Genomic DNA, 12,910 nt, shown 5'->3' with positions numbered 1-12,910 from the left:
GTCGGCGCAACCACACTGCGCACCCGCGGCCGCCCATCCACACCCCGGACTCTAGCGGCTCAGGGCCCCACTCAGGTGGGGCCGAATGAAACCGCCCTACCGGGGCCAGATCAACTTGACATAGCCAGCTGTTCGGGCAGATGGGCACGGAGCCAGTCGGCGTGCTTGTCCCGACTGGGCACGGCGCTGATCCAGGTCGGACTACGTTGAAGCATGGTCACGTGTGTGTTCGATGACGCCATCGCCGGTACGAGGGTCACGGCGGTCGCGCCGCTGCCGATGACTACGATGCGCTTGCCCTCGTAGTCGAGGTCGTCGGGCCAGAACTGTGGATGAACCAGTTGCCCGGCGAAGTGGCTCTGGCCGGGGAATTCGGGGGCGTGGCCGGTGTCGTAGTCGTAGTAGCCCGCGCACACGTAGAGGAAGCTGCAGGTGATCTCAGTTTGTTCGGTGTCGCGTTGCACAGTGACTGTCCACTGCTGGTCGCTCGTGGACCAGTCTGCTGCTGTGACCTTGCAGCCGTACCGGATCTTCTCTGCGATGCCGAACTCGTCCGCGGTCTCGTTAATGTAGTTCAGGATGGACTCGCCGTCGGCGATCGCTTTCGCGTCCTTCCAGGGTTTGAACGGATAGCCGAGGGTGAACATGTCTGAGTCCGAGCGGACTCCTGGGTACCGGAACAGATCCCAGGTGCCGCCCAAGTTCTCCCGTGCTTCCACGATGAGGTACGAACGGTTCGCGCACTCCGTCTGCAACCGGTAGGCGGCGTCGATGCCGGACAGGCCGGCTCCGACCACGAGTACGTCAATGTGTGGGGGAAGTCCGGTGTCGTGATGGGGCATAGTGTCCAGTCTTCAAGGACCAGCCGACCGGCCATTGTCTGATCACGACAACTGTTATTCCGATCCCGACGCAGGTTTTCGGCGTTCGCGTCGGACCCGACTCGGGGGGACACCCCACCAGTGGCGTGCGGCCCGGCTCAGGGAAGCCTGTTCGTCGAAGCCGACCATGGCAGCGATCTGCCCCAGCGGTAGGTCCGTCCCAATAAGCAGCCTTAGCGCCTTGTCGCGGCGTTCCTGTTCGAGGATCTGGTTGAACGGATGACCTTGCGCTGCGAGTTGCCGCTGCAGAGTGCGCGGATGAACTGTCATCAGCTTGGCGATCCCGGTCAGGTTCGCGGTACCTGTGCCGAGCATCTCCTGGGTGGCGGTGCGGACTCGCGAGACGATGTCGTCGCTGCCGGTGGCGCTCCGTCGAGCTAGGTAGGCGATCGCGAGCTGATGGATGGTGTCATCGACCCTGCGCAGCGGTGTCGACAGTACTTCCGTCCCGACGCGCAGAGCAGCGCCGGAACGACGACGGGTACGAACGAGCGCGCCGAAGAAGTCCTGATGCACCGACAATGGCGCCGCGGGCTGGTACGGCAGCTCAACACTGCGCAAGCTGTACGGCCCGCGGTTGAGGTAGGTGATCAAGCGGTGCGTGAATCCGATGCCCATGTCGGCGGCTTGAACTGGGCCGGATCGTCCCGCTGGCCGGTAGACCACGGCCACGGTGCCGGGTTCGCCTTGCAGGTCCGGCTCGGTGGTCAGAGTGACCATCCTGGAGTGCACCGAGATGTACCGGGTGAGGCAATCGAGTGCGTCACCGATCGTCGGGGCGTTCGTCACCGCAACGGCGAGCGGCCCCAACACCGACAACGACTGCACTCCTGCCAGACGCAGCCCAAGATCCGGACAGTCGAGTTCAGTTGCAGCAAGGTCGAGCATCGCCGAGGCGGCCGGCGCCGGGATGAGCACATCGTCCTCGTCCAAGCATTGCGGCGGGAGACCGAACCGGATGGCGTACTCCACCGGGTCCGCGTTGAGCCCGGCGAGTACCTCGCGGAAGCCTCGCAATGTCGCTGACCTCACCACAGTCATGTCCCGCGCACTCGCCACAGCACCGATTGTCGCAGACCGATAAGGATATGTCATGTTTCGTCAAAAGGCGTATGGAGTACCGCGCAATCCTGTCCAGGACACATCCGCCGGACGGTCGGTCCGGAATCGACGAAAGGACCGTTTCATGCCTCAGATCGAACTCACCGCAGTCGAAGGCTCACTCACATCCGAGGGCGCCACCACCATTCAGCGAGATCTCGCGACGACACTTCTGAAATGGGAAGGGGCACCGGACAATGCCTTCTTCCGAGCGCAGGCATGGTCATACCTGCATGCGATCCCCGCGGGAGGACAGATCACCGCGGAGGACGAGCTCCCACGATTCCGAGTCGATGTCACAGTCCCCGCTGGAGCCCTGAACGACGAAGCGCGCGCTGGCCTTGTCGGCGATGTCACCCGGCAGGTGCTCGCTGCCGCGGGCCTCGACGCTGACGAAGGTCTGCGGGTGTGGGTGTTCATCCACGAGCAGCCCGACGGAACCTGGGGAGCAGGCGGCACCCTCATTCGATACGCCGACCTCGTCGCACTCGCAAAGCGGCGGTAGCCCCCCGTACCAGCCCGGCCGTCGGACGTCGGACGATCCGGCTGCGCCGCTGTTGCCGGCCTGTCCCGCCGACGTGCCGTGCTGATGAGACGAAGAACTGCCGTGACGATGTGTCGGCAACAGTGACCAATTCCACCAACCGTGCCTCAGGGGCGTCCGCCATAGCCACCCCGCTCCGATGTTTCCGTGGTTGACTGCACGAACTTCTTCGTCGCGCACGGCATCAGGTCCGGCGAGTGCAGCTCCACTCGGCTGCGGAGATGCCCTCGCCGCCACGGCGGATGGGGCGAAGATGTCACCGTGACACAGAATCGGGCATCTGTCCCCCCGGCCTGCCAGGGGGCGAGCGTCGATGTGTCGGGTTTCGTCAGCCACGGGCAGACCCCGGCCTACATCCAACCCGGCAAGGCTTCTTGTGCATTGAGTCCAATTGTCCGACTCGCAACCGGAGCGGGCCCGAGCCTCACGCGAAACTTCGCATTCGGTGCCGTACCTGTCCTCGTCGCCCCGATCCCACTACGATCCCTCTCGGATCACCACGTGGGAATAGAGGTTCCGCTCTGAATTTCAGTGGCTTCGTAAACCGTAAAATGATACGAGTGAGCTGTCAGCATAGGCTTCCGTAGTTCGGAGAACTCCAAGTAGTGCGGTGCGTGAAGGTGGGCTTCGACTGCGGCTTGAGACTCCCACACTTCGTATACAAACATGTCGGTATCGTTTTCCATCGACGGAAAATGGGAGTAGGCGATGTTTCCCGGCTCCAGGCGGGTGAGGTGGACGTTCTTCTCCGCAATTGTCATGACCGCTGGTCGAGAACCGGGCCGCACCGAGTAGCGGACAGCGCAGATGATTGGCAAGACGGTACTCCTCTTGATCAAAGTTGGACAGATCGCACACTAACAAGGATTCGGCATTTGCGGCGCGTCAGGTTCGGGGGGAATCTCCAATGTCCGGCACTGCGCGGAGATCCCCAAGTAGAGCGCTGCCGTCGCCACGAACTCTGTTCGTTCGGCGTCGGTCAGTTCGCGGCCGATCACGTGGTCTTCCTGTTCGGTGAATGGTCGCATCCCGGCGATCGAGTCGGCAATGGCGATCACCGCTCGCTGCCGATCAGACCAGGCGGGTGTAGGTGTCTCGTCGGTCACGGTCGACCTGACCTGGCTGTCGGATAGCCCGGAGGTCTTCCCGAAGTACGCCACATGGACGCCCCACTCATGCTCTGCGCGGCAACGTGCGGTTACCCGTAGAATGCACAACTCGCGATCCGCCTTGCCGACCTGGCCGGTGTAAAGGAGGCCGCGGAGACCGAGGATCGGGCCCTCCGCATACGCACGGAGAACTTCGGGATTCGCCGCCATAGCCAGATAGAGCAGCGGCGGTCGATGCGGTGGGGGGACTAACCGGTCGAGGATCGCCCTGGATTCTGCTGGGATATCGGGAAGTTTGAACGCAGACACTGAATGTTTCCTCCGTGTGGTCGACACTCCGGTAGCTGTGGGAGTGGGAGTCGCTGTATCACAAGAACCATGCCCGACGTTTCGGTGTAGTCCCGCCGGGCCATTACTGTCTTGCGGTGCGCTGAGCGGTCTCTCGTACACGACTTCGAAGTCCGCGCCGGTTGCCGTACGCGTCGATGTCGCCCTTGACTACGGTCGATGTGCCGGTCGCGTCGTGGAATCTTTTTTCTGAGTGGGTCTCCGGAGCGTTGTCCGCGGTCGCGAGGAGGAAGCGGTCGGGCAGCGAGAGTTTAGCCACGGTGCGCCACGTCTGGGCGTATTGACGCCAGATCGGCCCTGTTGTGTAGGTGAGGTCGTACTTGTCGGCGATCTCCCGCACACGTGAGGCTATGTAGTTGTAGCGATTCGATGGCAGGTCCGGATAAAGGTGGTGCTCGATTTGCCGGCCCAGGTGGCCGGAGAGGAAATGCAGAGTGCTGCTGCCCTCGAAGTTCGCACTGCCGAGCATCTGACGCAGATACCACTGGGGCATTGTCTCCCTGTCGATCTCCTCAACCGTGAACTTCTCCGCGTCGTCGGGGAAGTGAGCGCAGAAGATTGTCACATGATCCCACACGTTACGAACAGTGTTCGCCGTCATGTTCGCCAGCGCCGACCGCCTAAACCCCGCGCTCCCGGCAATGGGAACGGCCATCGCCGGAAAGAGCACGTAGTCCTTGGCGGTCTGCTTGGCAATCTTGGTGAGTACGACCTTCAGCCGGTTGCGGAACTCGGGCCAGTCGTGCTCTCTGTACTGCGCGCCGCCGTTGAGTGCTGCTTTGAGCGCGTTCATCAGCTCCAAGTGCTGAACGGCCTTGCCGTACTGGAAGCCGAGCATCAGAATCACGTTGTACACCGGGTTGAACAGCATGTACGGCTCCCACGGCTGATCGCGCGTGACGCGCAGGATGCCGTAGCCGATGTCGTCGTCGAGATCGGTGACGTTGGTGTACTTGTGGTGCATGTAGTTGTGGGTGTGCCGCCAGAAGGAGCTATCGCACGCGGAGTCCCATTCCCAGGTGGTCGAGTGGATCTCCGGATCGTTCATCCAGTCCCACTGGCCGTGCATGATGTTGTGGCCGAGCTCGTTGTTCTCGATGACCTTGGCGTACGACAGGCACGCGGCGGAGGCGGCCCAGGCGGCCTTGCCCTTCCAGCCCTTCATGCCGGCGCCGAGGCCGAAGACGCGGCCCGCGGTCTCCGCGATGCGCTGGCTCTTGATCACGCGGCGGATGTACCTGGCGTCCGTCTCGCCGCGGCCGTCCTCGATCTCTTTTCGTAGTGCATCGAGTTCAGCGCCGAGCGCTTCGATGTCGGCGTCGGTGAGGTGTGCGTACTCGGCGATGTCTGTGATTGCCATGGCGGATCTTCTAACTGTCTGAGTGCGGCGGAGGTCGGCCTGTCGACGGCCGCTCCTTTGGCGGTAGTGGAGCCCTGTGGAGGACGAGTTTGGTTGTGCGTGTTGCGTACACGTGCGGAGCTTGATCCCAGTCCGCGACGGTCGTGGTGACGAGGTCGGATTCGAATCCGGTCGCTGCGACGAAGTCAAGGAGTTCCGGCAGGATCGGCCGCACGTGCGACACCCCGGCGTGCAATGTGGCACTGGCGGCGTACATGCTCATGACCGGCAGTCGTGAGCGCCGTGCAACGTAATAGCCGGTAGCGGTGCAGATTCCACCCGGTGCGAGCATCCGGAGGGCGGCGTCGAGTCCACGCTGGCGCGATGATGCCTCGACTGCGATGTCGTATCGCATGTTCACTCTGCGCAGCGCGGTGCCGACCTTGCCGTGTCCGCCACTCTTGTACGACGTCGCGCCGAGTCGTTCCGCGATCTCCAGCCGTTCATCGTCGTGGTCCACATAGTCGACGGTGCCGGCGCCATGGGCTACAGCGAGGCCGGCGGCGTAGAGCCCAATGCTTTTGGCGCCGCCTCCAATCACCAAGACTGCCCCCTCGGGGCGCTCGCGCAGGTGTGGGACGACCGCGCGCCATGCATCGGCAAGGTTGTCGCTCGCTGAGGCGACCTTCAGTGGTGCGAGACCGGCAGGAACCTTGACGAGCATGTGGTCAGCGAACGGAACGCGAACCGTGTCGGCGATCATCGATCCCCAGCGCCCGCACTGCGTGCCGAATCCGAACGCTGACAGTGTTCCGCCAGGTGTGGTTGTGGTGGTCGTGGCGCACTTGGCGGTAAGGCCCTGCCGACATCGATCACAGGTACCGCACGAGATTGCCCATGGCACCACAACGATGTCGCCCACTTCAAGGTCGCTCACTTCCTCACCAACGGCGGTGATCTGAGCGACGCACTCGTGGCCGATTCCGAACGGTCCGTGAAAGGGAGGGCTGCCGGCGATATGCCTGACGATCGGATCGATGCCGCCGAGGGTGAGACCGAGCTGCATGGGGCGGCTCACCCTGTGATGCAGCGGCAAGGTGTCTCCGTCGCAGCGTCCGGCGACAAACGGTCGCACAAGTGCATCCGTAGGAGTCTCGAGACTTGGGTCCGGTCGTTCACGCCATTCCAGTCGCCTTGGACGGACGTAGGTCAACTCACGCATCGGCTAGTACGAATATCGGCTTGTGACCGGGATTCCCCGAGGTGAGGACTGTGGGGATCTCGTCCCAGTCGTAGATGCCGCTGGTCACGAGTTCGGGGTGCAGGGTTCCGTCCGCGACCTTCTCAAGGATCGGGGTCATGTTCGGTCGTGCGTGCCCCTTGCCGTTGTGAAAGTGGACACCTCGCATGTACAGATGCAGCATGGGAATCTTCACGCTGCGGAAGTAGATCCCGACACTATTGACATACCCCTCGGGCCGCACGGACGTGAGAACTTTGCGCAGTTTGAGTGGATCGCACGTGGTGTCGACAGCGAGATCGTAGTGATCTTCGATCGAGCCATCGATGTCGCGAACTTCGGCCCCCAGCTGCTTGGCTACCTCGCAGCGGGTGGGATCGTCGTCGTAGTACACAGTGCGGCCAGGCAAGCAGTTCGCCGCGACGTCGGCGACGTACAGGCCGATCGACCCGGTTCCGCCGAACACTGCGATCTCCGGCTCAGCGATGCCGGCCACCGTGGGCACGGTAGTCTCCCAGCCGAGGGCCAAGTTGTCGCCAATAGACGCCAGGTGTACAGGATCGATGCCGTCCGGAATTCGCAGTAGATTGAAGTCCGCGAACGGAACCCGGATCAGCTCGGAGAACGTTCCGCCCCACAGTCCGTTGATTGGGAGTCCGTACTGCGAGTCGCCGTGGACCAGGCAGCGGGCGGTATGCCCAAGGCGGCACTGTTTGCATGTGCCGCAGGCGATGTGCCACGCCACCCCAACGATGTCACCGACCTGGACGGTCGTGCAGTCCGGCCCCACTTCGACGACCCGCCCGACGCACTCATGCCCGAGCGGGAACGGCCCAACACCCGAAAACGGCGTCTTGTCATCGATGACGTGATGATCGAGGTCACAGGTTGTTGCCGCAATCGGGCGGACCAGCGCATCGGTTCCCTGCACGATCGTCGGGGCCTCGACGTCATCGAACCGAAGCTCACCCGGCTTCACAAACATCAACGCACGCATACACGTACCTCCGAAACAACAGAATCTGGGCCCTCCGTGCTGTCACCGCGCCATCGGGCATTACCTTTCTAGACTGGCCATCCGACACCACGCCTACTTGTCCTATAGCGACACAAAGTTGTCTGAACACGACACCTGTCGGGTCGAGTAGGACGCCGAGCACGGAACTCGTCGCGTTCGTCACGCTCGCAGTGTTGCCTGCCAACGAGCTGACCCGAGTGGTCCGTGTCCAGATTCAGCTAATCCATGCAGGATCATGACGCTGACGCGCGCCCTCGGCCGGCGTGGAGGGTTCGAAACTTTTCGCTCCGCCCAGCGGCCGTATTGGGGTCGAGAATGACAAGGCGTGCGTCAGTCCGTGCGCGCGTGAGTTTGCGTGTCCCGCAACCGTTCGCTGAGCAGCGGAGCCTTCGAGTGAGGGATCCAGCCTCCCGTGAAGTTGGGCGCTGTCTTCGTGAGGAACGCTTCACGCGCAGCCTGCGCGTCTGTGGTGGCGAAGTTGACGACCTGAGCTCGACCTTCGGCCTCAAGGGCGCAACGCAACGAACCGGCACTACTGGAATTGATCAGTGCCTTGGTTTGAGAGAGCGCTACAGGGGGCCCTGCGGCCAGTCGGTGCGCGATGTCGTTGATGTGGCGATCGAGTTCCTCGGGCGGCACGACCCAGGTCACCAGACCCAACTGGGCGGCCTGGTCGGCACCGATGAGCTCGGGGAGCATGGTCAGCTGTTTGGCTCGTTGCAGGCCGACAAGTCGGGGCAGCAGCCAGGTACCGCCGAAATCCGGTGACAGACCACGATCTACGAAGATCTGGCTGAAGCGAGCGGTAGTGGCTGCGACGACGAAGTCGCAGCACAGCGCGATGTTCCATCCGGCTCCCACCGCGACTCCCTGCACCCGCGCTATGACAGGGATGGGCAGTTCCATGAGTGCGGTTGCGGCCCGATTTAACCGCCGCAGACTCGTTGTCGGGTGGTTATCCTTGTTCCCGGCCAGGTCGGTGCCGGAACAGAAGTCCTCTCCGGCCCCGGTGATGATCAGCACTCGTGCGTCTGGGTCGGACGCGACGGTGTCGAGCGCATCGCCGAGAGCGGCCCACCCCGCAGCGTCCAGAGCGTTCTTCTTGCCGGGCCGGTCTAGAGTGATCGTGACGATTTCGCCGTTGTGGGCTACCTCGACCTGCTTTCGTGGCCCAATCACATTGGGCTCGGTGCGGGTGGACGGGACCGTTGCTGTCGGTTGTTCGGGCATCGGGCGGCTCCTCGTTCTTTCCAGCCGGAAGTTCTTTTCGAGAGCCGATTCGCGTGGTGCCCCGACTCGATCGGGTGCCCCGCGAGATAGCCCTTCGGGGTGATTGACGTATCAGTAGCAGATCTCGAACAGGCCGGCTGCGCCCATTCCGCCGCCGACGCACATGGTCACGACGGCGTACCGTGCTTTTCGCCGGCGCCCTTCAAGCAGTACGTGACCGGTTAGTCGCGAGCCGGTCATTCCGAAGGGGTGGCCGACCGAGATGGCTCCGCCGTTGACGTTGAGCCGCTCGGACGGGATGCCGAGTCGGCGTTGGCAGTAGATCGCTTGGGAGGCGAAGGCTTCGTTGAGTTCCCATAGGTCGATGTCGTCGATGGTGAGACCATGCCGTGCAAGGAGTTTCGGTACTGCGTATACCGGTCCGATCCCCATCTCGTCGGGCTCGCAGCCGGCGATCGCCATGCCTCGGAAGATGCCGAGCGGCTCCATGCCTTGTCGCTCAGCGTCCTTGACTTCGACCATGACACAAGCGGACGCTCCATCGGAGAGTTGGGAGGAGTTCCCGGCGGTGACGAACTGATCGGCGCCTCGAACTGGAGTGAGGGAGGCCAGTCGCGCGATGGTCGTGTCGGGGCGATTGCAGGTGTCGGCAGTGACAGTGACCTCCTCTCGACTGACCTGGTTCGTCTCCCTGTCCGTGACGGTCATGACGGATGTGCAGCCGACGATCTCGTCTTCGAAGCGTTGGGCTCTCTGCGCCGCGGCGGTGCGGCGTTGACTTTCGGCCGCGAACTCGTCCTGGTCCTCGCGGGTGATCCCATACCGTTGGGCGACGACGTCGGCGGTTTCCAGCATCGTCATGTACATCGCGGGCTTGTGCTCGGCGATCCACGGATCGAACTCGGGGTGGTCGAGGGGGAGCTGGCTGCGGCCTGGGCCGGTCGAGATGTTCTCGACGCCTCCGGCGATCATGGCGGGGGTGCCGTCGACCACGATGCGTCCTGCCGCGATGGCGATCGCCTGGAGCCCGGAGGAACAGAAGCGGTTGACGGTGGCGCCCCCGACCGCGGTGGGCAATCCGGATCGGATCGCGGTCTGCCGACCTATGTTTCGTCCCTGGGGACCCTCCGGGTAGGCACAGCCGAGGATGAGGTCCTCGATCATGTGGGGATCGATGAGAGAGCGGCGGACCGCCTCCCGCACAGCGAACGAGGCGAGGGTGGGGCCGGCGGTGCTGTTGAACTCTCCACGATGGGACTTCGTCAGTGGCGTCCGGGCAGTCGAGATGATGGCTGCTTCACGCATGGATTCTCCTGTCAGATGAGGGGGATGCGGGCCGGGATCCGCGGTGTCGAGGCAAATTCCGGTGTCTGTGGCAGCTCACTGACCGGCGTGTGCTCGGTCGCGGACCGGGTTGACAGTGAACAGGGCGATCACTGCGCCGAGTACCGCGACGACGCCGATTGCTTGGAAGGCGGTGGCATAGCCGTCGGCCGGGAGTGCGGCGCCATCGATGATCAATCCAGAGACATAGGGTGCGACGAGCGGGCCGAATGAGGTCAAGGCAAGGAAGATCCCGAGACCCCCGGCTACCTGGTGCCGCGGAAAGATCATCGACATGACAGCATTGAGCTGGGGCAGGATGCTCATTCCGAGGCCATATCCGACCGAGACGATAACGACGACAAGGACGGCGGAACCGACGTAGGGCACAACGATCAGGGATAGGCCGCAGACGACGAGCCCGAGGGCGGGGATCACCACTCGCATGAGTCGGACGTTTGTTCCTCGGCTGACCGCGCGATCGATCAACGCGGAGACGGACAACAGACACACGAACGCCGCGATGCTGGGAACGGCGAGCAGAGATCCGGCGGCGACCCGGCTGTAGCCCAAGCCCACTTCGAGGTAGGAAGGCAGCCAGGTGATCACCATCGCCGCAATTGCATACATTGCCGCGGCGGCGAGGAACCCGCCGATGAAGGTACGGGTCACGATGGCCCGCCGCAATGACGCCCTGTTCGCCGCTCGGGCGGCGGGGGCCTTCTCGGTGGCGCCGGTGCGGCGCTCGGCACCGAAGGGGCCGGGCCGCCAGAGCGCCAACCAGATCGGAACCCAGATCAGCGCGGCGATCGCCAGCGTGATGAAGGCGGCGCGCCAGCCGAACACGGAGGTGACGAGGGCCAGGACCGGTGCAAAGGCGATCTTGGCGATCGATCCGCCGGAAGTAATGGCCGCCGCCGGTAGTCCCCGTTTCTCCTCGGGGAACCAGGAGAACGCCGCGGTGTTCGCGAGCGCTGAATTGGGGCCCTCGCCGAGACCGAGCAGGCACCGACTCGCGATCAGCACTGCAAAGCTCGCGGCGAACACCATCGGCAGCATCGACGCGGCCCACACCACTGCCATGACGACCAGCGCCCAACGCAGCCCCATCCAGCGGTTCAGCGGGCCAGCCAGAAATCCACCGAGGCTGAACGTCAAATAGAAGAGGCTGCTGGCCAGACCGATCTGGGCAGCGGTGAAACCTAACTCCTCTTTCAGCGGCTGTGCGACGATGCCGAGAACTGCCTTGTCGGCCCAATTTAGCATGTAGAGCGCGACAAGCATGAGAGTCATCATCCATGCTTGCCGATATTGCCCATGATCCGTTTCATTCGGGTTGAGGCTTCTGGTGGTGGTCATTTCGGGCATCCTTTGTAGATGAATCGAATGTAGGCAAGGGGCCATGAAGGTCGTGATGATCAGTCTTTCGGCATCGGGGCGCAGTCCACCAGGCCGATTCGATGCTCAGGTCAGTTCGGCGCCGAGCTTGGTGTAGCCCCGCAGCAGGTCGCGTGAGATGATTAGTCGCTGGATCTCGTCGGATCCCTCGAGGATTCGGAATACGCGGACAGACCGGTACCAACGCTCGAGCGGGAGTTCGCGCGTGTATCCCATGCCGCCATGGATCTGCAGGACGCGGTCGATGACGCGGTTGACCATGCCGGCGCCGTACAGCTTGGCGATGGAGGAGGCGTGGCGGGGGCTGCGTTGCTGGTCGATGATCCACGCGGCGCGCAGCACCAGCAGACGTGCCGCTTCTAGTTCGACCTCGGAATCGGCGATCATCCATTGGATGGCCTGGTTGGTGCCGATCTTGCGACCGAATGTCTCGCGGGTGTTGGCGTGATCGATGGCCATCTGCAGAGCACGTTCGGCGCTGCCGACGGCCTGCGACGGAATGGTGTATCGACCCCGGCCGATCCATTCCATCGCGAGATCGAAGCCTTGTCCGACCTCGCCGAGGACGTTGCGGTGAGGGACGCGGACGTTGTCGAAGATGAGCGAGGCGGGTCCGCCCTCTCCCATGGTCGCGATGAATTCAGACTTCCAGCCCATGTCTCGGTCGACGAGGAAGGCGGTAGAGCCGTGTCGGGCGCCCTTCTCTCGATCAGTGACCGCGATGACGATGGCGAAGTCCGCTTCATTTCCGTTGGTGATGAACGTCTTCTCGCCGTTGATGACCCAGTGGTCGTCGACTTTGCTTGCGGAGGTCCTGATGTTGGCGGCATCCGAGCCGGCGCCGGGTTCGGTGATCGCGAAGCACGAGATGCGATCGCCGTCGATCGACGGGAAGAGATACTCCTCCGCCTGTTCTTCGTTGGTGTGGCGCAGCAGGATGTCGGCATCGCCGCCGAAGCGGAACGGGATGAAGGTCTTCCCGATCTCGGTCCAGATCAGGGATTGGGTGACTGCAGGGAGGTTCATGCCTCCGTACTCCTCGGGGGAGGCGATACCCCAGAACCCGAACTTCTTGGCTTTGAGTTGCAATTCGCGCAGTTCGCTGGGCTCCAGGCCGATGCGGTGCTGACGCTCACGCAGCAGAACCTCCTGCTCGAGAGGTCGCACTTCCTTGTCGATGAAGGCCCGGGTGGTGTCCCGGATTGCCTTCTGCTCGTCGGTCAACGAGAAGTCCATGGGTGCTCTCCTGCCAAAGGGCTATAGACGGCGAAATCGGATCGGCCACTCCGACCGAAGCCGTGTTCTGTGTGCATTTGCCGAGCGACATGACTTGATCAGGGCGGTGATCCGAAGCTCACGTCGGCGATGCCGCTCTGGTT

11 protein-coding genes and 1 pseudogene are annotated in these 12,910 nt (G+C 63.1%); 1 reads left to right on the top strand and 11 read right to left on the bottom strand.

The annotated features are described in order from the left end of the window. Nucleotides 1-122: 122 nt before the first annotated feature. Nucleotides 123-842, bottom strand: a pseudogene (locus FK530_RS18010) (flavin-containing monooxygenase); the annotation flags it as partial. A gap of 54 nt (nucleotides 843-896) precedes the next feature. Further along, nucleotides 897-1,853, bottom strand: a complete 957-nt coding sequence (locus FK530_RS18005) for an AraC family transcriptional regulator (RefSeq protein WP_158645138.1) — start codon at nucleotides 1,851-1,853, stop codon at nucleotides 897-899. 214 nt (nucleotides 1,854-2,067) lie between these two features. On the opposite strand from FK530_RS18005, the gene FK530_RS18000 reads away from it, so the two are divergent. After that, on the top strand, nucleotides 2,068-2,487 hold the full coding sequence (locus FK530_RS18000) for a tautomerase family protein (RefSeq protein ID WP_146488357.1): 420 nt from the start codon (nucleotides 2,068-2,070) through the stop codon (nucleotides 2,485-2,487). Nucleotides 2,488-3,020: 533 nt separating this feature from the next. Here the strand turns inward: FK530_RS18000 and FK530_RS27020 are convergent. The 9 genes from FK530_RS27020 to FK530_RS17955 form a co-directional block, all read right to left on the bottom strand. Beyond that, a complete protein-coding gene (locus FK530_RS27020; protein ID WP_158645137.1) occupies nucleotides 3,021-3,344 on the bottom strand; it encodes a putative quinol monooxygenase in 324 nt (107 codons plus the stop codon). A 39-nt stretch (nucleotides 3,345-3,383) separates the two neighbouring features. Beyond that, the gene (locus tag FK530_RS17990; RefSeq protein WP_146488356.1) at nucleotides 3,384-3,944 is read right to left on the bottom strand and encodes a carboxymuconolactone decarboxylase family protein; all 561 of its coding nucleotides are present in this window, start codon (nucleotides 3,942-3,944) and stop codon (nucleotides 3,384-3,386) included. 103 nt (nucleotides 3,945-4,047) lie between these two features. Then, the gene (locus FK530_RS17985; RefSeq protein WP_146488355.1) at nucleotides 4,048-5,343 is read right to left on the bottom strand and encodes a fatty acid desaturase family protein; all 1,296 of its coding nucleotides are present in this window, start codon (nucleotides 5,341-5,343) and stop codon (nucleotides 4,048-4,050) included. Between the two features lie 10 nt (nucleotides 5,344-5,353). Then, nucleotides 5,354-6,388: a zinc-dependent alcohol dehydrogenase gene (locus FK530_RS17980; RefSeq protein WP_331456360.1), complete on the bottom strand. Its 1,035-nt coding sequence runs from the start codon at nucleotides 6,386-6,388 to the stop codon at nucleotides 5,354-5,356. Between the two features lie 148 nt (nucleotides 6,389-6,536). Continuing rightward, nucleotides 6,537-7,559 (bottom strand): zinc-dependent alcohol dehydrogenase, encoded by a 1,023-nt coding sequence (locus tag FK530_RS17975; RefSeq protein ID WP_146488353.1) that lies wholly within the window; start codon nucleotides 7,557-7,559, stop codon nucleotides 6,537-6,539. A 351-nt stretch (nucleotides 7,560-7,910) separates the two neighbouring features. Continuing rightward, nucleotides 7,911-8,810 carry an enoyl-CoA hydratase/isomerase family protein gene (locus FK530_RS17970; RefSeq protein ID WP_146488352.1) on the bottom strand — a complete coding sequence of 300 codons (900 nt, stop codon included), beginning with the start codon at nucleotides 8,808-8,810 and terminating at the stop codon, nucleotides 7,911-7,913. 111 nt (nucleotides 8,811-8,921) lie between these two features. Then, nucleotides 8,922-10,115 carry an acetyl-CoA C-acyltransferase gene (locus tag FK530_RS17965; protein WP_146488351.1) on the bottom strand — a complete coding sequence of 398 codons (1,194 nt, stop codon included), beginning with the start codon at nucleotides 10,113-10,115 and terminating at the stop codon, nucleotides 8,922-8,924. A gap of 75 nt (nucleotides 10,116-10,190) precedes the next feature. Continuing rightward, entirely contained in the window at nucleotides 10,191-11,492 is a 1,302-nt protein-coding gene (locus FK530_RS17960; RefSeq protein ID WP_205124221.1) for an MFS transporter, read from the bottom strand. Between the two features lie 105 nt (nucleotides 11,493-11,597). Next, complete coding sequence (locus tag FK530_RS17955) at nucleotides 11,598-12,767, bottom strand: acyl-CoA dehydrogenase family protein (RefSeq protein WP_146488350.1); 1,170 nt, start codon at nucleotides 12,765-12,767, stop codon at nucleotides 11,598-11,600. Nucleotides 12,768-12,910: the final 143 nt, after the last annotated feature.

The sequence above is a fragment of the Tsukamurella conjunctivitidis genome, from assembly GCF_007858475.1.
GTDB lineage: Bacteria > Actinomycetota > Actinomycetes > Mycobacteriales > Mycobacteriaceae > Tsukamurella > Tsukamurella conjunctivitidis.
This window is presented reverse-complemented; position numbering and strand designations above follow the sequence as displayed.

Excerpts from the sequence above, each read along its gene's own strand:
- FK530_RS17960 (WP_205124221.1), bottom strand. The coding sequence starts at position 11,492 with ATGACCACCACCAGAAGCCTCAACCCGAATGAAACGGATCATGGGCAA.
- FK530_RS17980 (WP_331456360.1), bottom strand. The coding sequence starts at position 6,388 with ATGCAGCTCGGTCTCACCCTCGGCGGCATCGATCCGATCGTCAGGCAT.
- FK530_RS17970 (WP_146488352.1), bottom strand. The coding sequence starts at position 8,810 with ATGCCCGAACAACCGACAGCAACGGTCCCGTCCACCCGCACCGAGCCC.
- FK530_RS17965 (WP_146488351.1), bottom strand. The coding sequence starts at position 10,115 with ATGCGTGAAGCAGCCATCATCTCGACTGCCCGGACGCCACTGACGAAG.
- FK530_RS17955 (WP_146488350.1), bottom strand. The coding sequence starts at position 12,767 with ATGGACTTCTCGTTGACCGACGAGCAGAAGGCAATCCGGGACACCACC.
- FK530_RS17975 (WP_146488353.1), bottom strand. The coding sequence starts at position 7,559 with ATGCGTGCGTTGATGTTTGTGAAGCCGGGTGAGCTTCGGTTCGATGAC.
- FK530_RS18000 (WP_146488357.1), top strand. The coding sequence starts at position 2,068 with ATGCCTCAGATCGAACTCACCGCAGTCGAAGGCTCACTCACATCCGAG.
- FK530_RS17985 (WP_146488355.1), bottom strand. The coding sequence starts at position 5,343 with ATGGCAATCACAGACATCGCCGAGTACGCACACCTCACCGACGCCGAC.